Origin of the sequence: Glaciecola sp. XM2 (assembly GCF_018595715.1) — a bacterium.
Lineage (GTDB): Bacteria > Pseudomonadota > Gammaproteobacteria > Enterobacterales > Alteromonadaceae > Glaciecola.
Genome location: NZ_JAHEOJ010000028.1, coordinates 1 through 20489 on the forward strand (window position 1 = coordinate 1; position 20489 = coordinate 20489).

Sequence of the window (20489 nt, forward strand, 5' to 3'; positions counted from 1 at the left end):
AATCTGTGTGAGCACGTCGTCAAAAACATCTACTAACTTTGTGGTAAGGAGGTGATCCAACCCCAGGTTCCCCTAGGGTTACCTTGTTACGACTTCACCCCAGTCATGAAACACAAAGTGGTAACCGTCCCCCCGAAGGTTAGACTAGCTACTTCTTTTGCATCCCACTCCCATGGTGTGACGGGCGGTGTGTACAAGGCCCGGGAACGTATTCACCGCAGTATGCTGACCTGCGATTACTAGCGATTCCGACTTCATGGAGTCGAGTTGCAGACTCCAATCCGGACTACGACGAGCTTTAAGGGGTCCGCTTACTATCACTAGTTCGCTTCCCTCTGTACTCGCCATTGTAGCACGTGTGTAGCCCTACTCGTAAGGGCCATGATGACTTGACGTCGTCCCCACCTTCCTCCGGTTTGTCACCGGCAGTCTCCTTAGAGTACCCAACTTAATGCTGGCAAATAAGGACAAGGGTTGCGCTCGTTGCGGGACTTAACCCAACATCTCACGACACGAGCTGACGACAGCCATGCAGCACCTGTATCTGGATTCCCGAAGGCACTAATGCATCTCTGCAAAATTTCCAGTATGTCAAGAGTAGGTAAGGTTCTTCGCGTTGCATCGAATTAAACCACATGCTCCACCGCTTGTGCGGGCCCCCGTCAATTCATTTGAGTTTTAACCTTGCGGCCGTACTCCCCAGGCGGTCTACTTAGCGCGTTAGCTTCGCTACTCACGGATTAAATCCACAAACAGCTAGTAGACAGCGTTTACGGTGTGGACTACCAGGGTATCTAATCCTGTTCGCTACCCACACTTTCGCACATGAGCGTCAGTCTTTGGCCAGAGAGTCGCCTTCGCCACTGATGTTCCTCCAGATATCTACGCATTTCACCGCTACACCTGGAATTCCACTCCCCTCTCCAAAACTCTAGTCTGCCAGTTCTAAATGACCATCCCACGTTGAGCGCGGGGCTTTCACATCTAGCTTAACAGACCGCCTGCGTGCGCTTTACGCCCAGTAATTCCGATTAACGCTTGCACCCTCCGTATTACCGCGGCTGCTGGCACGGAGTTAGCCGGTGCTTCTTCTGTTGCTAACGTCACAGCTAGCAGGTATTAACTACTAACCTTTCCTCACAACTGAAAGTGCTTTACAACCCGAAGGCCTTCTTCACACACGCGGCATGGCTGCATCAGGGTTTCCCCCATTGTGCAATATTCCCCACTGCTGCCTCCCGTAGGAGTCTGGACCGTGTCTCAGTTCCAGTGTGGCTGATCTTCCTCTCAGAACAGCTAGAGATCGTCGCCTTGGTGAGCCTTTACCTCACCAACTAGCTAATCTCACCTGGGCTCCTCTTCACGCGGGAGGAACTAGTCCCCCCTTTGACCCGTAGGTATTATGCGGTATTAGCCATCGTTTCCAATGGTTATCCCCCTCGCAAAGGCAAATTCCCAGGCATTACTCACCCGTCCGCCACTCGACATCATCTAGCAAGCTAGACATGTTTCCGTTCGACTTGCATGTGTTAGGCCTGCCGCCAGCGTTCAATCTGAGCCATGATCAAACTCTTCAATTAAATATCGAAATGTTCTTATTAAAAAGAACCAAATAAATTGTCGGTAGACACTCTTAACGAGTGCCCACACAGATTGTCTTGTTATAAATTGTTAAAGAGCAGTGCAACCTAACTTTCGTTCGTTGCCACTTAAGCACATCGAGTGTCTCTCAAGCGGGATGCGCATTCTACTTAAATGGCATTGAGTGTCAAGAAAATAATCTACTAAATGATAAAATAAATTTCCTTGCAACCCGCTTCACTAAAGACTTTTGCATCACTGGGTGAATGTGTAAACAAATTCAATTCAATGCCGCTTTGATTTGTCTTTGCGGTGAAGCGAGCGCGCATTCTACAGACATCTAATGATGGGTCAAGCTTCTTTTGAAAAAAAACATAAATTCTTTATTTAACGCTTATTTTTCGCTCAACCACATAAAATAAACACTACTTTGGGTCTTTCGATGCTTCATCATCGGTTTGCTTTTCCTGCACGACTTGCTTCGTGCTTTGTTCAGCCTCAAAATCAGCATCGACCTCTGCTTCACCGATAACATCTTCGAGTGTCACTTTATCAACGCTTCTAAATGTATTGAAAGGGCCGGCGACCGCGTAAAGTATAAATACGATAAACAATACTAACGAAGGCGCAGTAGCAACAATGATGAATACAAGAATAACCAGCAAAATTGCTACGAAAGGTACTTTCCCATTCCAGTCAACTTCTTTAAAACTATTGTATTTAAAGTTACTCACCATGAGCAGTCCAGACGCACCGGTTACCAGTGCTATAATGATTCCATAATCGTCACCCGACAGACCATAGTCCATACCGCACCATACCATGCCCGCGACAAGCGCCGCGGCAGCCGGTGAGGCAAGCCCTTGGAAAAAGCGCTTATCGGCGGTTTCTACCTGAGTGTTAAACCGCGCTAGGCGAAGTGCTGCGCCCGCTACATATATAAATGCAGCCAGCCAACCTATTTTGCCAAGATCTGTCATGCCGTAGTTATAAGCAACTAAAGCAGGCGCTACACCGAACGACACCATGTCTGCCATGGAGTCATACTCTGCTCCAAAAGCAGACTGCGTATTGGTGATTCGGGCTACGCGGCCATCTAAGCCGTCAAATATCATCGCAACGAAAATAGCCACAGCGGCACTTTCAAAGTTTCCGTTCATCGACATCACGACGGCATAAAAACCAGAAAACAAACCAGCGGTAGTCAACAAGTTTGGTAACAAATAGATGCCGCGGGGTTTATTTGTGGGTTCAGTCATAAATTCTCCTTTTCTATATTCTACCTTAAGTTGCTTCGATAGTTCACCTAGATGCGAGAACTTTATGATGCATTACTCAGATACGACTTATTGAATATAGTATAAACCCACTTTTGCTCAACCTACGCGTATTACTTTATTATCAACTTTTCATCTTCTACATCGATAGAAATAGTGTCAGACAACATCTCTTTATTAGACAGTAATTGCTCCGCTAAAGGGTTTTCAATATGCGTCTGTATCGCTCTTTTAAGCGGTCTAGCGCCAAACACAGGATCAAAACCAGCTTGCGCAAGCTTGTCGAGTGCTTTGCCAGAAATCTCCAACTTATATCCCATTTCATGTAAACGCTTGCGCAGACCCGCGAGCTGTATTTTAGCAATAGATCTAATTTGCTCTTGCTCAAGTGGGTGGAAGACGACTATGTCATCAACTCGGTTAATGAACTCAGGTCTAAAATGACTGCCGACCACTTCCATAACGCTGCCTTTCATCGCATCGTAGTTAGCTTCACCTGCTTGCGCTTGGATAATGTCTGAGCCTAAATTTGAGGTCATAATTATCAGCGTATTTTTAAAGTCTACGGTACGCCCTTGTCCGTCAGTTAAACGCCCATCATCAAGTACTTGTAGGAGAATATTGAAAACATCTGGATGGGCTTTTTCTACCTCATCTAACAGTATGACAGAGTAAGGCTTGCGTCTGACTGCCTCCGTAAGATAGCCACCTTCCTCGTATCCAACGTATCCAGGAGGAGCCCCCACTAAACGTGCAACAGAATGCTTTTCCATAAATTCAGACATATCGATGCGAATCAGTGCCTGCTCGGTGTCAAACATAAAGCTTGCTAAGGCTTTACAAAGCTCGGTTTTACCTACGCCTGTTGGGCCTAAGAATAAGAACGAACCAGTCGGTTTGTCTGGATCTGCTAGCCCAGCTCGTGAGCGCCGAATCGCATTTGAAACGGCCTTGACCGCTTCTTGCTGACCAACCACTCGCTTACCTAAGACTTCTTCCATGCTGACTAGTTTTTCTTTTTCACTTTCCAGCATTTTGTTGACAGGTATACCCGTCCAGCGCGACAGTACGTCTGCAATTTCCACATCGGTAACCTTATTTTTTACCAGTGTGTTTTCACTCATCTCATTCTCTGAGGCCTTTTCTAAACGCTGCTCTAACTCTGGGATCTTTCCATACTGCAGTTCAGACATTCTATTGAGATCAGATGCTCGACGAGCTATTTCCATATCAAGCTTTGCTTGTTCGAGTTCTGCTTTAATACCTTGCGTACCTTGCATCGCATCTTTTTCTTGCTTCCAAACCTTTTCTAACTCGGCAAATTTAAACTCTAGCTGCTCCCTTTCCAGCTCAATGGTTTGTAAACGCTTCAGGCTCGCTGCATCGGTTTCTTTTGCTAACGCTTGCTCTTCAAGTTTTAATTGAATGATACGGCGTTCGAGTTTATCCATCTCCTCTGGCTTTGAATCCATCTGCATACGAATACTCGACGCAGCTTCATCAATCAAATCAATGGCTTTATCTGGCAGTTGTCTATCACTAATGTAACGATGAGACAGTGTGGCGGCAGCAACGATCGCTGGGTCGGTAATATCAACCGAGTGATGCAATTCATATCGTTCTTTTAACCCCCGCAGGATAGCGATAGTGTCTTCAACAGAAGGTTGGTCAACCAATACCTTTTGAAAACGACGCTCAAGCGCGGCATCCTTTTCAATATATTGTCGATATTCATCAAGGGTTGTCGCTCCAACACAATGGAGCTCACCGCGAGCTAGCGCAGGTTTAAGCATGTTGCCGGCATCCATTGCACCCTCACCTTTTCCTGCACCTACCATGGTGTGCAACTCATCAATAAAGAGGATAACGCGGCCTTCTTCTTTCGCTAACTCATTTAATACAGCTTTTAAGCGCTCTTCAAACTCACCACGGTATTTCGCACCAGCAAGTAACGCGCCCATATCTAATGACAAGACTCGTTTATTCTTTAAGCCTTCTGGTACTTCGGAGTTGATAATACGTTGAGCTAGGCCCTCTGCAATAGCTGTTTTACCCACGCCAGGCTCGCCAATTAATACAGGATTATTTTTTGTTCTGCGCTGGAGCACTTGAATCGTGCGGCGTATCTCATCATCACGACCAATCACTGGGTCAAGGCGCCCTTGCTCAGCACGCTCAGTCAAGTCCATGGTGTATTTTTCGAGCGCTTGACGAACATCTTCCGCATTCTGGTCTGTCACTTTTTGACCGCCGCGGATTTTCTCAATACCCGCTTCTATTTGCTTTTTGTCGAGGTTAAGCTGCTTTAAAATGGTACCAAGTTGCCCTGTATCATCGACAGCCGCTAATACAAAGACTTCAGATGTAATAAAATCATCCTTTCTTTGCTGCGAAATTTTATCGCTCATGTTTAACAATTTAACCGTATCGCGACCAAGTTGCACATCACCACCAAAGCCTTGTATCTTTGGTAACTTATCAATTGCTTCAGCAAGTGCTGAGCGTAAACTATTCACATTCACCTTGGTTTGATCGAACAAAGGGCGCACACTACCGCCTTGCTGGTTTAGCAAAGCAGACATTAAATGCACGGGTTCTATGTATTGATTGTCGCGACCTAACGCTAGAGACTGCGCATCTGAGATCGCCAATTGAAATTTGCTCGTGAATTTATCTAATCGCATTTATGTTTCTCCAAAATACCTATACAGAAATAATGGGTACTCAAGGGTGTCATTTCAAGACAAAGGACTTGATTTCGATCAAATAATAAACGCGAAAGATTAAAAAGATATGCAATAGCGACCTTCCTCTAGCCGCACAATGCCTTTATAAATGCATGATTATAGAGGCCATACGACCGCACTCTTTATGACCTTTATGTTTGCTTTGGCGATATGAGAAAAGGTCATCTGAGCAATAGGTACATTGATCAGATAACTGAATGTTAGTTACGCCCAAACCGGTGAGTATGTCTGTAGCAATGCCTTGCAAGTTGACGTGAAACTTTTCAGTCTTGTCATTAAAACTTACATGCTTATTATGCTCAGCAAACATATATAAAATATCCTCGCCTATTTCGAAATGTTTCTGGCAAATGCTGGGACCAATCCAAACCGACAAATTATTTGGGTTTGCTTTGAGGCTGGCGATGGTATTTTGAATAATGCCCTCGGTAAGCCCGCGATAGCCCGCGTGAATTGCAGCCGTTTCAAACCCTTCTACATGAGCAATCATAATCGGCAAACAGTCGGCAGTTAAAATTGCTAGTGGTCTTCGCGCCTCAACTGCAAATACCGCATCGCATGGATTCGGGTAGTTGCCACTTTCGCTGTAAGGACTGACAACGGTTGAATGATTTTGAGCAATGAAGTGCAGAGGCTTCATTGGGCCTGTGTAGGCGTTTGCTTGAATCGTCGATGTGCTGTTATTGAGCGCAAAATCGCTTTTTTCTAAAAACGCTAACAAGCTGGCTCTATTTCTCTCTACTTTTGCTTCATCATCAGCAACATGAGTGGCCAAATTTAATGACGCATACGCGCCCGAACTCGCGCCATGATATCGAGTCGTGGTAAAACACAAAACGTTTTTTGCGAGCAAACGTTCAGGGTGTAACACTATCACGCGTTTTCTCCAAAACCATTTTCAATGCCATCTTCATTAAGTGCTGCAAGTAATGATGAAAAGTCTTCTGGTAGCGGGGCCTGCCATACCATAGTTTCACCCGTGGTTGGATGAACTAACGACAATTGAATTGCATGGAGCGCTTGGCGTTTAAATTCGCGCAACATACTGACAAAGGATTCGCTTGCATGTTTAGGTAATCGAGCTCGTCCCCCATACTGAATATCGCCCACTAGTGGGTGCTTAATATATGCCATATGGACTCGAATTTGATGTGTTCGCCCCGTTTCAAGCTTGAGTCGCAAATAAGTATGGGCTCTGAATTTCTTTTTCACTCGGTAATGAGTGACTGCGGGTTTGCCACTAGATGTTACTGCCATCAAGGTTCTTTTTGTTGGGTGGCGGCCAATATTTTCATCTACGCTTCCACCTGCGATGAGCTTGCCCATGACAACCGCTTCGTACTCGCGCCCCATGCTTCGAGCTTGCAGTTGGGCTACTAAATGCGTTTGTGCGGCCAATGTTTTAGCAACTACCATCAATCCAGTGGTCTCTTTATCAAGCCTATGCACAATGCCGGCTCGAGGAATATGCTCAAGTTCTGGAGCGTGCGCCAATAGTGCATTTAGTAAGGTACCGGACTGATTACCAGCACCAGGGTGCACGACAAGACCCGCTGGCTTATTGAGCACCAATATTTCAGAGTCCTCATAAACGACATCTAGCTCAATATCTTCTGCAGTATGATTGACCTGAACTTGCTGGTGGGCATTTATTGTGATGAGCTCACCGCCTTTCACTTTGTGTCGGGGGGTGTCTATCACATTTTCATCCACGCTCACGCTCCCAGCTAAAATCCACTCCTTTAATTTTGAACGTGAATAATCTGGGAACAATTGCGCAATGCATTGGTCTAGTCTTGTGTTAAATGCTTCTAATGGTATTTCGCCACTTAGCGAAATAGATTTGACTTGCTGATTCATAAACAACATCATTCGAGAACGTAGAGGCATTATAACAAGCAACGCGAATAAAAGTAGAAGTAAGTTTCTATGCCTGTTCGCACATAAATGTAGTAAAATATGCGAAAGCTTTCGCGGTATGAGAAAAACACTAAAATGATGGATTTGAAAAACTGGACGCTTGCCACCTGCATTGTAAGCGTTATGACACTTTCGGGCTGCAGTAGCTCGGATATGGATGAGCGTGAGATTATTGCTAATCAAGGCGCAAACGCTTTATACCAGCAAGCAAAACGCAATATGGATGTTGGCAATTTTTCTGCGGCGGCAGCTACTTTAAGTGCGATTGATTCACGCTTTCCATTTGGTCCGCTGTCTCATCAGGTGCAACTTGATTTAATCTACAGTTATTACAAAACTGGCAATGTTGAACAAACATTAGCCACCATTGACCGTTTTATTCGTCTAAATCCAAATCATGCTGATGTCGACTACGCAATGTATATGCGCGGCATTTCAAATATGGAGCAAGACAACAACCTGTTTCAAACCATGCTCAATGTAGACCGCTCTGATCGTGACCCTTCAAAATCGAGAGAAGCGTTTGAAGACTTTAGAAATTTAATCGAAAAGCACCCAGAATCAGAATATGCTGTTGATGCCAAGCAACGCATGCTCGCAATAAAAAACAGATTAGCGAAATATGAAATAGCGGTAGCGCGATTTTATATGAGACGCGAAGCATACGTTGCGGCTGCGAACAGAGGGCGCTATGTATTAGAAAATTATCCTGACACGCCTCAAATTCAGCCAGCGTTGGAGATTATGGTAGCAAGCTATGATGAGCTAGGTTTGGCAGAACTAAGAGAGAATGCCGTTAAAACACTTCGTTTGAACTTCCCCGAAAGTGAGTTTATAAGGTAGTGTACTTCCCTATTAAAAAAACCGCCTTCAGGCGGTTTTTTTCTTTCAATAATTATACTTTCGTAGACACTTTAAAATACAAATGACTTAGCGGGTTTATCAACTTTGCCCACCCTGACGTAAACTGCAACGGTTGGTCGATAACGCTAAACACTAAACATCCATCATCAGAATCCGACACCGGCGCATGGGTATTATCTTGGTTTAAGGACAAATAATCGCCTGAATCATAATGGTGAATGCCGTCAGAAAATGTTCCATCTATCACCAGCGTCAATTCATTGCCTATATGTGTATGCTCAGGAACTCCACCACCGTTTTCCATGTATATGAAATTTGCTAGGTTTTTGCCGCCCAAGGACACGGGAGCTTGCCAAAGTTTGCCCACTAAATGAGACCATGTACCAATGCTAGAGGCAACTCGTTGAAGACTCGGCGGAAGCGAGAATTCTTTACCATCAATGGAAACGACCTTTTGCGTGGCAGTAAATTTACGTTCTAGAGAGGTATGAGGTCTGCTGGTAATGGCGTCGAACATATTGCCCAACGCATTATCAATTTGCGCTTCGGTTTCTTCGCTAAAGGCTTGCTCAGCACAAGAGTTAATAAGCGCATCGACTTTTCGCCGACAGTGCGCGCACATATCGCAATGTGCTGAAACCAGCAGTCCTTCGTTTGGCGGAATTAGGCCTTCAGCAAAACTAACCAGCTTTTGGTTAGTTGGGTGAAATCTAATCATATTCTTTGAGCATTTCCTTTAAGCGCTGTAGTGCTAAGCGAGTTCTAGATTTAACGGTCCCAAGCGGGATTTCGAGTTCGTCTGCTACTTCTTGTTGCGATTTTCCAGCAATGTATATCGCCTCAACAACGGCTTTTTGTTTAGCAGGCAGGTTATCAAAGTACTGCCCTACTTGCTCAAGCGTGACTTTTTGATCCAGCGACGTTTCGTTTGGATCAGCGGTTTGCTCACACAGGACTGGCCATAAGTCATCAGAACATACATCTTCTTTACGATTTTGCAATTTGCGAAGCATGTCGAACCGTATGTTACGTGCAATTGTAAAAATCCACGTTGACGGAGAACCTTTATCAGAGTTAAACAAATGCGCTTTTTGCCAGACGTTAGACATTGTGTCTTGCACCAATTCCATCGCTAGCGCTTCGTTACCCATTTGTTTAAGTGCGTACGAGCGAAGACGTGGCGCGAAGTATCCAAACACCTTCGAAAAGGATACTTTGCAGCGCTTGGTTGCAACAGTATCGAGGTATGCAGACATCTCTGCAGCACAATCTTTAGGTTTAACAGTATCGCGTTTCTTGTCGTCCAACGGAATTCCAATAAGCATTAACTTCACCTTGTCGTATGCACTAATATAGTTTGGAATTGAGTATAGCGAAAGTTTTCACACCAAATAGTGAAATATATTTAATGTAAGTAATGTTGTGAATATCAACCTATGGGTTATGCGCTTGGACTATTCAATTAGCTGAGATAAATATTTAACCACCTTATCGCAATCTTGCTGGGCCATAAAGTGTTGTTTCTGCTCTGCATCAACAGGCAGTAACTCTAACCAGCGATTGACTACCCAAACCGGATCATCAAACTTCGTCGTGTCATACAAATCACTGACTTCTGGATATTTTTCGAAAATCTCTCTTAAGCGATCGTTCATAGGAGAGAGGTCTTCAATCAAGGATTCGCACGTCCATATGGTACTTGGCTCACACGTTGCGACACGTAGGTCATCAAATTGCGTCTCAACGTCATTAATCGCTACACAATGCTTTCCTTCAATAGTCACGCCTAACAAGCCGTCGTCGAGAATATCAAAGTCAATGACCTTACAATATGTACCAAGAGGAAAAATATGCGTGTTATTCGATTTATCCCCCGAATGATTAATCATACAGACTACAAACCCACCATCGGACTCACACACTTCTTTAACCATACGCGTGTAGCGAGGCTCAAAGATTCTTAACGCCATTCGACCCTCAGGTAGCACATGAGAAGACAAGGGAAACAGCGGGACTTTCATAGTTTCTGACCTAATTTGACATTTCTACCATTTGTACTAGTTGCATTGCGCTTTAGATCGTTAAGTGTCTCAATTAAAAAAAGTTAATTTGCTGATCTGGACTATACTGGCTGTAGTAAAAAATTTACACCATCCTAAAACACAGTATCTAATGAGTATTATTGACCAATTCAGCCGATTTTATACGGACCTCGCTACTATGCAAGTGTCTGAATTAGAAAATATTTATAGCACAGACGTCGTTTTTATCGACCCCATCGCTGAACACAACGGACTTGCTGCTGTAGAGCAGTATTTCTCAAAGCTACTCAAGAACGCGAAATATTGCGAATTTGACATACACTATAAAAATCCAGTCGCCGAACAAGGGTACGTAGTGAGCTGGACAATGAAGTTTACCTCGAAACGCATTAACAAAGGACGCCCTGTTGCGGTGGACGGTCTTACAATCATAAACATCCAAAATGATAAAATCGTGTTCCATCGGGATTACTATGATCTTGGGCAAATGTTGTATGAGCACATCCCGATGTTAGGCCGAATAATTAAAAAAATAAAAAGGAGCATGGGTTAATGAAACGAATACTCATCACGGGGGCAACCTCTGGAATTGGAGAGGCGCTAGCAGTGCATGCAGCGCAGCAAGGTCATACCGTCATTGCCTGCGGCAGAAATGAAGAAAAGCTAGCCGAGCTCGCTAAGCTAGACAGAATAGAAACGTGTAAATTTGATGCCAGTGACGAACAGGCAACGCGCGAAGCGCTTAAAGATATGCACTTTGATATAGCCGTAATTAACGCTGGAACCTGCGAATATGTTGACATTAGAGACGTTGAGCCTGACATGTTTAGACGCGTTTTTGAAATCAATGTATTTGGCGCAATCAACGTGACTTCAGCACTCTTGGAAACGGCTAAAAAAGGCGACAAAATAGTATACGTAGACAGCCTTGCACGCCTTCTCCCATTTACCCGCAGTCAGGCATACGGTGCAAGTAAAGCTGCCTTGAATTACATTGCCAAAAGTTTTGAAGTGGACTTGGCATCAAAGGGAATTTCCGTGCAAAGCATTTCACCTGGTTTTGTTAAAACCCCGCTCACTGATCGCAATGACTTTGCAATGCCCATGGCCATTAGCGCAAAACGAGCTGCACAGTACATGCTTGATGGCATATTGGGCAATCGCTCTAGCGTTTACTTTCCAAGAAGATTCAGCGCCTTTATCCGTATTCTCAACCTATTACCTGAATTCGTGCAGCGCAAGATGTGTATTAGCATGAAACAACAAACGAAAAGAAGCAAATAGAATGACAAAGAGAATTGCGATAATAGGGACAGGCATTTCCGGGCTGACATGTGCAAGACTGCTAAACGATGTAGCAGATATAAAAGTATTCGAAGCGAATGACTATGTAGGCGGCCACACCGCAACCAAGCAAGTCACCGTAGATGGAAAACAATATTCCATCGATACTGGATTTATAGTCTATAACGATTGGACCTATCCTAACTTTATCAAACTCATGACAAGTTTAGGGGTGCAAAGCCAAGAGAGTGAAATGAGCTTTAGCGTTAAAAATGACGCAACGAGATTAGAATATAATGGCAATACTCTAAATAGCTTGTTTTCACAGCGACGAAACCTTTTATCACCCTCTTTCTACCGACTCGTGTTAGACATTTTGAAGTTTAACAAAGTCTGCAAGCAAGCGATTGAAGATAAAATAGATACTGAAAACATCACGCTCATAAAATTTATTGAGCAGCACAAACTCAGCGATCAATTTATTCAAAACTATATTTTGCCAATGTGCGCAGCGATTTGGTCCACTAGCCTTGAGTCTTCAGCTAACTTCCCATTGAGCTTTTTCCTCAAATTTTTCAATAATCATGGCTTGTTGAATGTGACTAATCGTCCACAATGGTATACGTTGATTGGCGGTTCTAGCCAGTATATCGAGCCACTGACTGCTACCTTCAGAGATAAGATATTATTGCAGTGTCCAGTGACAAAGGTGTCTAAAACAGATACTGGATATCAGGTAAGTTCTACTGATGGCGTGCGGGAGTTTGAAGAGGTCATATTTGCGTGCCATAGTGATCAAGCATTAAAAATGTTGGACCTGAAAAGCTTCGAGGGTCCTCGCGCAAACGATTATGTAGAGGTGTTAGGAGCAATACCTTACTCCATGAACGAAGTGGTTCTGCATACCGACACTTCCGTATTACCTAAACGTCCATTAGCTTGGGCAAGCTGGAACTACAGTATCAAAGGGCAAAGTAACGAACAGCGCGCACCTGCCGCGGTTACCTACAATATGAACATACTACAGAGACTGCAAAGCGAAACTACATTTTGCGTAACGCTTAACGATACTCCCCGTATTGATGCCGACAAAATTTTAGGCACTTATTATTATGCCCATCCTCAATTTAGTCCGAGCATGGTATCTGCCCAACAAAAACGAGAGTTAATTTGTGGCAAAGATGGCATACATTTTTGCGGTGCATATTGGTACAACGGGTTTCATGAAGACGGTGTACGCAGCGCATTAGATGTTACAAAACGATTTGGGCAAGAGTTATAAACTATGATTGACACTGAAAGCGCAATTTACGAAGGTAGAGTCGCACACCGACGTGTTTACCCCAAAGTGCATGCTTTTGACTACCAAATTTACTTGTTTTGGCTAAAGTTATCGGAGCTCGACGTATTGTCTGAACAGGTAAAAGGGTTTTCTGCATCTGCAACAAAACGCGCGATTGTCAATTTCAAAAGGGAAGACTATTTAGGCGATGCCTCGATGCCACTCGAACAAGCGGTCTTGCAGCGCATCTCTGAGCTAAATGGTGCGCCCCTTGAAGGAGAAGTGTTTTTTCTCGGTCAAGTCAGAACCTTTGGTCTATATTTTAGCCCTGTGAATTTCTATTACTTGAGAGATGCTTCCGGTAAATTTACGCATATGCTAGCCGAAGTATCGAATACACCTTGGAATCAGCGTCATCACTACTTAGTTGATTTGAATGAACAAAACGACTGTGACAAAGCATTCCATGTTTCGCCGTTCAATCCTATTGATATGACCTATCACTGGAGAGTGGCGCAGCCAAATGAGCATTTACGTTTATTACTGAGCTGCAGCAAAGAAACTAAGCACTTTGAAGCGGCTCTAGATATGAAAAAGATACCTTTGACCAGTAAATCGCTACGAAACAGTTTATTGGTGATACCAAGTATGACAATCAAAACGATTGCCGGCATTTACTGGCAAGCATTAAAGCTATTTGTAAAACGCGTACCCATATATACGCATCCATGAACTAAGGAATAATCAATGTCACATGGTGAACAAACCTTTCAACCAGCTGAATCACTCTCTTTATGGGAGAAGACCTGCCGTTCGTTGTTTATAGGTGCACTGAAAGACCTGCCAGAAGGCTGTTTGACGATACAAGAGCACGGGCAGACCGTCGCGGTTCTCGGAGATAAGAACGCTGACCTTCAGGCGATTGTAAATATTTTAAACCCAGCAGCTTATCCTAAGTTGTTGTTAGGTGGGAGTATCGCATCTGGCGAAACCTACACTGACAACCTGTGGAACACTCCGAACCTAACCAATGTCATACGGATTTTTGCACGTAACTTACCCACGCTTGATGTATGGGAGAAACGTTTTAAATGGCTGACTATGCCAATGAATAAGCTAAAGCACATTGCGAACAACAATTCCCAAGCTCAAGCTAAGAAAAATATTGGCGCGCATTATGATTTAGGCAACAAGCTATACGTGAAGTTTTTAGACCAGTCGATGATGTATTCATCTGCGATTTATCCTGATCCCGACGCTTCATTGGCGCAGGCACAGCAAAACAAGCTCAAAACCATTTGTGATAAATTGCAATTACAGCCTAGCGACCATCTTTTAGAAATTGGCACTGGCTGGGGTGGATTAGCGGTTTATGCGGCTAAACACTATGGTTGTAAGGTAACCACCACTACTATCTCAGAAGAGCAATATGCCTGGGCGCAAGAGTGGGTACAAAAAGAACAGCTTACAGAACAAGTAACACTCTTAAAGAAAGACTATCGTTTGTTAGAAGGTACGTATGACAAGTTGGTGTCAATTGAGATGATTGAAGCGGTGGGCAAGAAGTATTTGTCTAACTTTTTCAGCAAATGCTCATCACTGCTAAATGAAAATGGCCTGATGTTGCTACAATCTATTACTATTGATGACCGAAGATATGACAGCTATGGCGACAGCGTAGATTTTATTCAAAAGCATATTTTCCCTGGTGGTTTTTTACCCTCTCAACTGGCGATAAACCAGCACCTTAAAAAATATACTGACTTCTCAATCCGCGATGTTCATGACATTGGTCTAGACTATGCGCAAACACTGAAAGATTGGTACGAAGCGTTTAGCCAACAAAAATCAGCTCTGCAAGAAGACGGTTACGACGAGCGTTTTATGAGAATGTGGCAATACTATCTGAATTACTGCGAAGGTGGCTTTTTAGAGCGTGTTATTAGCACTGTGCAGTTAGTGATGGCAAAACCTCAGCATAGAGACTACATGTCACGCGGCTAAGGTTTTCGCTCACTCAATAGACCCTATGTACTAGGGCCCATGATGGATATTGGGTCAGAGTATTTAGGGTCCCCTTGCGTGATGGTGATTTCAACCCTTCTATTGCGCGCTCTTGCATCTGCCGTATCTTCAAGATCAACCGGCTCGTTCGACGCTTTGCCAATCACGCGCATGCGAGATTCGTCAAAGTTAGGCGCTAAACGCAATTCTTCTGCTACTGCAACCGCTCTTTGAGCAGACAAGTCCCAGTTTGAGCGATACAACTCATTGGATATTTGAACGCCATCACTGTGCCCAGAAATTTCAATCTGTCCAGGCATGTCATTAACCAAGGTGCCTAACTGACGAATAACAGGCACAAATTGGGGCTGCAAAAAGGCTGAGCCCGCCGAAAACGAACCATTTTCACGTATTCGGATAACGATTTGCTGACCTAAATTCTCCACATCAACAGCACCGTCTTTTATTTCTTTTTGCAATAGTTCTTGGACTTTTTTGAGCTGCTCTTCAAGCTGTTCTTTATCGCTTGCTGCTGCGCCCGCAGACGCCTGTTGATTTGCAGTATTTGGCGCTTGTCCACCACGCAACTCACCAGGCTGAGTTTGACGTCCACCGGCAGAGTCATCTTCACCTTCTTGGAAGTTCAGCATCGGCTTAGTAATTTCTTGCGTGACCTGTTGTACCGTTTCAATGGGTGTTGGATCGGGTTTGCCGGGCCTAAATTCTAAGGCAACAATACTCGTACCCTTGGGAATATCTTTTAACTCTATTTTATTTTGAACACCAAACGCGAACTTCATTGAGCCCGCTATTTGCTTAAACTTTTTCACATCCATTTCAGAAAATGATAGGAGCAATACGAAAAAGCACATTAGAAGTGACATTAAGTCAGCGAATGTTCCCATCCATGCAGGCAGGCCTTCCGGCGGGCATTTAGGGCATTCGTCTTCCACTACTCTTTCTCCTCAGTCGAGCCGCGCTTGCCTTCAGCTAGATAGCCTTTAAGTACACCTTCAATTACACGAGGGTTTTGACCATCAGCGATGCCTAAGATGCCGTCAAGAATGAGGCATTGATTGAGTTTTTCTTCTGCCGCACGCACTTTCAGTTTAAATGCAATCGGCAAACATACGATATTCGCTAACATTGCACCATATAAGGTAGTTAATAGTGCTACCGCCATGGCAGGACCGATTGCTTTTGGGTCATCCATGTTTGAAAGCATCGCAACTAATCCAATCAGCGTACCAATCATTCCCATCGCGGGTGCAACATCCCCTAGGGATTTAAAAATAACGGCGCCCGCATCGTGGCGTTCACTGGTGTTAGAGATATCTTTTGCCATTGTGGTGCGAACCACCTCAACATCATGGCCGTCAACCAGCATGTCTACGCCTTTTTGCATGAAGCTGTTGTCGATTTCTGCTTCTTCGAGCGCTAAAAAACCGCCTTTGCGAGCGGCATCAGCCATTTCTACGACTTTTTGAATAAGTTCTTCCGGTGACTGAATTTTAAACGCAAAGGCTTTACCGGCTATTTTTCCGGCACCTAAAAATTGTGCAAGGGGATATTGCATGAGCACAACAAAGGTAGAGCCACCAAATACAATAAGTACAGACGGTACGTTAAAGAATATATTTAGGTCGCCACCAAGGACCATCGCCATGACGACAAAAGCAAGCGCGCCTATTAGGCCGATTAGCGTTGCTAAATCCACGGTTTACTCCTCTGCCAATTACAAATGCTTGAATGATGTATTTCTGTGTTAATGTTAACGGCAAGTCTGCTTGATACTTTATGTCAATTTAGATTCCATTTAATATTTTGACGATTCACAGTTGATGCATCGCTTGAGTTACACATAAACACCGCATATCAGCCTTTTGATATTGAATTTACCCCCTAGGTTCGGTATTGTTCACGGCAATTAAATAAAGGTATATTTCAACGATGAGCGCCGAAGAATTAAGCTTTGAACAAGCAATGGAAGCACTAGAAGATATTGTCAGTAAAATGGAACAGGGCGACATTACACTAGAGCAGTCTTTACAAAGCTTTGAGAAGGGGATCGCCCTTGCAAGAAGAAGCCAAACACTGCTTGAGCAAGCGCAACAAAAAGTGAAAATTCTTACCCAAGACGGTCAAGTCGAAAAGCTTGATGACTTTCAAGTACCCGATTGACCGCACTACTCATGCAAGAAAGCCTTCAATTCCTGCAAACACAGTCAAAGACTGAACTTATTGAAACGTTCAGGGATTATGTGCGCATAAATGATTTGCCTGAATCTAAATTACTTGATGCCATGCACTATGCATTGCTAAATGGTGGCAAACGTATGCGTCCACTATTAGCGAATATTGTTGGCACAATGCTCAATGCACAAAACCAAGACATTAATGCAGTGTCGCTCGCGATTGAATGTATTCATGCCTACTCGCTGGTGCATGATGACCTGCCAGCCATGGACGATGATGCGCTCAGGCGAGGCGAACCCACATGTCATATTAAATTTGATGAAGCCACCGCTATACTCGCCGGCGATGCCTTACAAACAAGTGCATTCGAAGTACTAGCCACCTTGCCAATGAGTGATTTTGCCTCGGGTAAACGCGTTGAAATGGTGCGAGAGCTAAGTCAAGCAAGTGGCGCGAAAGGCATGTGTTTAGGCCAAAGCCTAGATCTTATTGCCACCAATGAGACTATCGATTTTGATGCGCTTACTACCCTTCATCAACTCAAAACAGGTGCTTTGCTTGCCTGTGCAGTGCGCATGGGTGCGATGATAAGCCCCATAACAACCGAAGAAGATTTATTAACGCTATCGACATTTGCAGCTCATATAGGCATTGCGTTTCAAATTCAAGACGACATACTAGATGTCACCACCGATACCGCTACCCTTGGCAAACAGCAAGGCTCTGATGAAGCAAATAATAAAAGTACCTTTGTCACCCAGCTCGGACTCGATGGCGCAAGAAAGGCTTTGAATGAACATCATCATCAAGCCAAACAAGCTTTGACATCGTTACCGTACGATACCCATTTACTTGAAATGTTCAGCGATTATATGATCACGCGAACTTTCTAGTTACTTTAACCATATAAGAATTTAACGAAGTAGAAGATAACCCTTAAATGACCCTTGATCTAACGCATTACCCACACTTGGCAAAAGCAAATATTCCCAGTGAACTTCGCCAGCAGCCAAGACATAAGCTCACACTAATTGCCGATGAGCTTCGTCGCTTTTTACTAAACTGCGTAAGTCAAAGTAGTGGTCACTTTGCATCTGGATTGGGTACGGTCGAACTAACTGTGGCGCTGCACTATGTATACAACACGCCCTTCGATCGACTGATTTGGGATGTGGGTCATCAGGCCTATCCTCATAAAATCCTCACGGGGCGTCGTGAACGAATGACGACCATAAGGCAAAAAGGCGGTTTACATCCTTTCCCTTGGCCCCCAGAGAGCGAATATGACACCTTCGCGGTTGGGCATAGCTCTACTTCTATTTCAGCTGCATTGGGAATGGCAATTGCGGCTGAAAAAGAAAACAAAAATCGTAAGGTCGTTGCCGTGATTGGTGACGGTGCATTAACAGCCGGCTTGGCATTTGAAGCGCTCAACCATGCAGGTGATATTAATAAAGATTTAGTTGTGGTTTTAAACGACAACGAAATGTCTATTTCAGAAAATGTCGGCGCGCTTAACAGTCACCTAGCTCGATTACTTACCGGATCGTTTTTCAATTCTATCCGTGATGAAGGCAAAAAGATTTTAAGTAACTTACCTCCCATTAAAGATTTAGCAAGCCGTGCAGAAGAACATATCAAGGGCATGGTTGTGCCGGGTACAATCTTTGAAGAATTGGGCTTTCGCTATATTGGACCAATAGATGGTCACGATGTCGATACCATGGTTGAGACTTTAAGCAACATGCGTAAGATTTCTGGACCACAAATTTTGCATGTGGTGACTAAAAAAGGGAAAGGATACGAACAAGCTGAACAAGACCCAATAAAATGGCATGCAGTACCTAAATTTGATCACACTACCGAAGCATTCCCGCCTAGCGCACCGAGTAAACCTAGCTTCTCCGCTATTTTCGGAAGTTGGTTGTGTGATATGGCGCAAGCCGACAAAGACTTAGTGGCTATTACCCCAGCCATGCGCGAGGGGTCTGGACTGGTTTCGTTTTCACAACGCTTCCCAGACCAATACTTCGACGTGGCAATCGCTGAGCAGCATGCCGTTACGCTCGCTGCTGGATTGGCAAGAGAAGGTAAAAATGCCGTTGTTGCTATTTACTCCACGTTTTTACAGCGTGCCTACGATCAACTGATTCATGATGTTGCCATCCAAAACTTACCTGTCTTATTTGCCATTGACCGCGCTGGTATTGTGGGGGCCGACGGACCAACCCACCAAGGCGCGTTTGATATTAGTTATTTAAGATGTATACCAAACATGATCATCATGACGCCAGCAGATGAAGCGGAATGTCGCAATATGCTGTATACCGGCCATAAAGCAAATCAACCTGCTGCCGTTCGTTATCCGCGCGGCGCTGGTATCGGTACTAAGCCCGGCATAGGCATGGAAGAAATTCCTCTTGGAAAGGCGAGAGTAATTCGCAAGGGCGAGAAAACCGCCATTCTTAACTTTGGTACCCTGTTTGGTGAAGCAGAAAAGGCTGCCGAAGTACTCAATGCCAGTTTAATTGATATGCGCTTTGTTAAGCCCATTGATGAACATGCCATCTTAGAAGCAGCAAAAGAGCACGACTTACTGGTAACCTTGGAAGATGGGGCTATTGCAGGTGGCGCGGGGAACGCGGTTACGCAAGTTTTACAAGAACATAAGACACTATGTCACGTTCTTCATTTGGGCTTACCTGATGAGTTTATTATGCAAGGGACGCAGCAACAAATGTATGCAGAGTTAGGCCTAGATGCAGATGGAATAGTCGCAAAGGTAAAAGCGTTCTAGAAAAGTGGAAGATAGCCTGTTGAGACAATAAGATGCAAACAAAGACAGGCTAGTGCACCAGCAATAATGTCGTCAATCATGATTCCAAAGCCACCATGGACTTTTTGATCTAAGACTCGAATCGGCCATGGCTTTAAAATATCAAAAAAGCGAAACAGTAAAAAGCCTAGCAATAGTGTTAACGGAGTAATAGGCAGCGCGATAAACACGACCATCATTCCAGCAATTTCATCCCATACGATTGAACCGTGATCATGTAATCCAAGAGCGTCAGACGTTTTTTGACAAAACCTCACCCCAATTACGCAACAAAATACCGTTACCGCTAGGTAGCCCACTTCAGGTAAGAACGACATTGCGATCAGCAAAGGCACGGCAGCAAGAGAGCCCCACGTGCCCGGCATAAAAGGAATTAACCCGCTTCCAAACCCTAGACCTAAGAAATGGTCAGGCTTTAACAATGATACTCGCTGTCGGAGTTGCTTATCCATATGT

Annotated in this window: 19 protein-coding genes and 1 rRNA gene; 9 read left to right on the forward strand and 11 right to left on the reverse strand. The window is 44.2% G+C overall.

Annotated elements, in window-relative coordinates; all coding sequences use genetic code 11:
• Positions 1-44 precede the first annotated feature (44 nt).
• The 5 genes from KJ365_RS15420 to rluD all read right to left on the reverse strand — a co-directional run bounded on the left by KJ365_RS15420 (position 45) and on the right by rluD (position 7465).
• Positions 45-1580, reverse strand: a 16S ribosomal RNA gene (locus KJ365_RS15420).
• 426 nt (positions 1581-2006) lie between these two features.
• Positions 2007-2840 carry a CDP-diacylglycerol--serine O-phosphatidyltransferase gene (pssA, locus tag KJ365_RS15425; RefSeq protein ID WP_214452578.1) on the reverse strand — a complete coding sequence of 278 codons (834 nt, stop codon included), beginning with the start codon at positions 2838-2840 and terminating at the stop codon, positions 2007-2009.
• A gap of 131 nt (positions 2841-2971) precedes the next feature.
• On the reverse strand, positions 2972-5542 hold the full coding sequence (gene clpB, locus KJ365_RS15430; protein ID WP_214452579.1) for an ATP-dependent chaperone ClpB: 2571 nt from the start codon (positions 5540-5542) through the stop codon (positions 2972-2974).
• 145 nt (positions 5543-5687) lie between these two features.
• On the reverse strand, positions 5688-6482 hold the full coding sequence (gene pgeF, locus KJ365_RS15435; protein ID WP_214452580.1) for a peptidoglycan editing factor PgeF: 795 nt from the start codon (positions 6480-6482) through the stop codon (positions 5688-5690).
• Complete coding sequence (gene rluD, locus KJ365_RS15440; protein ID WP_214452581.1) at positions 6479-7465, reverse strand: 23S rRNA pseudouridine(1911/1915/1917) synthase RluD; 987 nt, start codon at positions 7463-7465, stop codon at positions 6479-6481. The genes pgeF and rluD overlap by 4 nt, the downstream gene beginning before the upstream one ends.
• 138 nt (positions 7466-7603) lie before the next feature.
• Between rluD and KJ365_RS15445 the strand changes: the two genes are divergently transcribed.
• Positions 7604-8368, forward strand: a complete 765-nt coding sequence (locus KJ365_RS15445) for an outer membrane protein assembly factor BamD (RefSeq protein ID WP_214452812.1) — start codon at positions 7604-7606, stop codon at positions 8366-8368.
• 52 nt (positions 8369-8420) lie between these two features.
• Here the strand turns inward: KJ365_RS15445 and KJ365_RS15450 are convergent, their stop codons facing one another.
• The 3 genes from KJ365_RS15450 to KJ365_RS15460 form a co-directional block, all read right to left on the reverse strand.
• Positions 8421-9107, reverse strand: a complete 687-nt coding sequence (locus KJ365_RS15450) for a ChrR family anti-sigma-E factor (RefSeq protein WP_214452582.1) — start codon at positions 9105-9107, stop codon at positions 8421-8423.
• Positions 9100-9714: a sigma-70 family RNA polymerase sigma factor gene (locus tag KJ365_RS15455; protein WP_214452583.1), complete on the reverse strand. Its 615-nt coding sequence runs from the start codon at positions 9712-9714 to the stop codon at positions 9100-9102. The genes KJ365_RS15450 and KJ365_RS15455 overlap by 8 nt, the downstream gene beginning before the upstream one ends.
• A gap of 129 nt (positions 9715-9843) precedes the next feature.
• Positions 9844-10410 (reverse strand): LON peptidase substrate-binding domain-containing protein, encoded by a 567-nt coding sequence (locus KJ365_RS15460; RefSeq protein WP_214452584.1) that lies wholly within the window; start codon positions 10408-10410, stop codon positions 9844-9846.
• Positions 10411-10474: 64 nt separating this feature from the next.
• On the opposite strand from KJ365_RS15460, the gene KJ365_RS15465 reads away from it, so the two are divergent.
• Genes KJ365_RS15465 through KJ365_RS15485 form a run of 5 tightly spaced genes read left to right on the forward strand, consistent with a single transcriptional unit; the run spans position 10475 to position 15001 of the window.
• Positions 10475-10984 (forward strand): nuclear transport factor 2 family protein, encoded by a 510-nt coding sequence (locus KJ365_RS15465; RefSeq protein WP_352109430.1) that lies wholly within the window; start codon positions 10475-10477, stop codon positions 10982-10984.
• Complete coding sequence (locus KJ365_RS15470) at positions 10984-11715, forward strand: SDR family NAD(P)-dependent oxidoreductase (RefSeq protein WP_214452585.1); 732 nt, start codon at positions 10984-10986, stop codon at positions 11713-11715. Before KJ365_RS15465 ends, KJ365_RS15470 begins: the two co-directional genes overlap by 1 nt.
• Position 11716: 1 nt before the next feature.
• On the forward strand, positions 11717-12997 hold the full coding sequence (locus KJ365_RS15475) for an NAD(P)/FAD-dependent oxidoreductase (protein ID WP_214452586.1): 1281 nt from the start codon (positions 11717-11719) through the stop codon (positions 12995-12997).
• A gap of 3 nt (positions 12998-13000) precedes the next feature.
• Complete coding sequence (locus KJ365_RS15480) at positions 13001-13729, forward strand: DUF1365 domain-containing protein (RefSeq protein WP_214452587.1); 729 nt, start codon at positions 13001-13003, stop codon at positions 13727-13729.
• A gap of 15 nt (positions 13730-13744) precedes the next feature.
• A complete protein-coding gene (locus tag KJ365_RS15485; protein WP_214452588.1) occupies positions 13745-15001 on the forward strand; it encodes an SAM-dependent methyltransferase in 1257 nt (418 codons plus the stop codon).
• A gap of 23 nt (positions 15002-15024) precedes the next feature.
• On the opposite strand, the gene KJ365_RS15490 is transcribed toward KJ365_RS15485, so the two are convergent.
• Positions 15025-15954: a flagellar motor protein MotB gene (locus KJ365_RS15490; protein ID WP_214452589.1), complete on the reverse strand. Its 930-nt coding sequence runs from the start codon at positions 15952-15954 to the stop codon at positions 15025-15027.
• Positions 15954-16718, reverse strand: coding sequence for a flagellar motor protein PomA (gene pomA, locus KJ365_RS15495; RefSeq protein WP_214452590.1), 765 nt, complete (start codon positions 16716-16718; stop codon positions 15954-15956). Before pomA ends, KJ365_RS15490 begins: the two co-directional genes overlap by 1 nt.
• Before the next feature lie 233 nt (positions 16719-16951).
• Here pomA and KJ365_RS15500 point away from each other — a divergent pair, with 233 nt between their 5' ends.
• From KJ365_RS15500 to dxs, 3 genes are read left to right on the forward strand one after another with little or no spacing between them, the layout of a single operon-like run.
• Positions 16952-17182, forward strand: coding sequence for an exodeoxyribonuclease VII small subunit (locus KJ365_RS15500; protein WP_250884286.1), 231 nt, complete (start codon positions 16952-16954; stop codon positions 17180-17182).
• Positions 17179-18090 (forward strand): farnesyl diphosphate synthase, encoded by a 912-nt coding sequence (locus KJ365_RS15505; RefSeq protein WP_250884287.1) that lies wholly within the window; start codon positions 17179-17181, stop codon positions 18088-18090. Before KJ365_RS15500 ends, KJ365_RS15505 begins: the two co-directional genes overlap by 4 nt.
• A 47-nt stretch (positions 18091-18137) precedes the next feature.
• On the forward strand, positions 18138-19994 hold the full coding sequence (gene dxs / locus KJ365_RS15510) for a 1-deoxy-D-xylulose-5-phosphate synthase (protein ID WP_214452591.1): 1857 nt from the start codon (positions 18138-18140) through the stop codon (positions 19992-19994).
• On the opposite strand, the gene KJ365_RS15515 is transcribed toward dxs, so the two are convergent.
• Positions 19991-20485, reverse strand: a complete 495-nt coding sequence (locus tag KJ365_RS15515) for a phosphatidylglycerophosphatase A family protein (RefSeq protein WP_214452592.1) — start codon at positions 20483-20485, stop codon at positions 19991-19993. The genes dxs and KJ365_RS15515 overlap by 4 nt on opposite strands.
• Positions 20486-20489 lie beyond the last annotated feature (4 nt).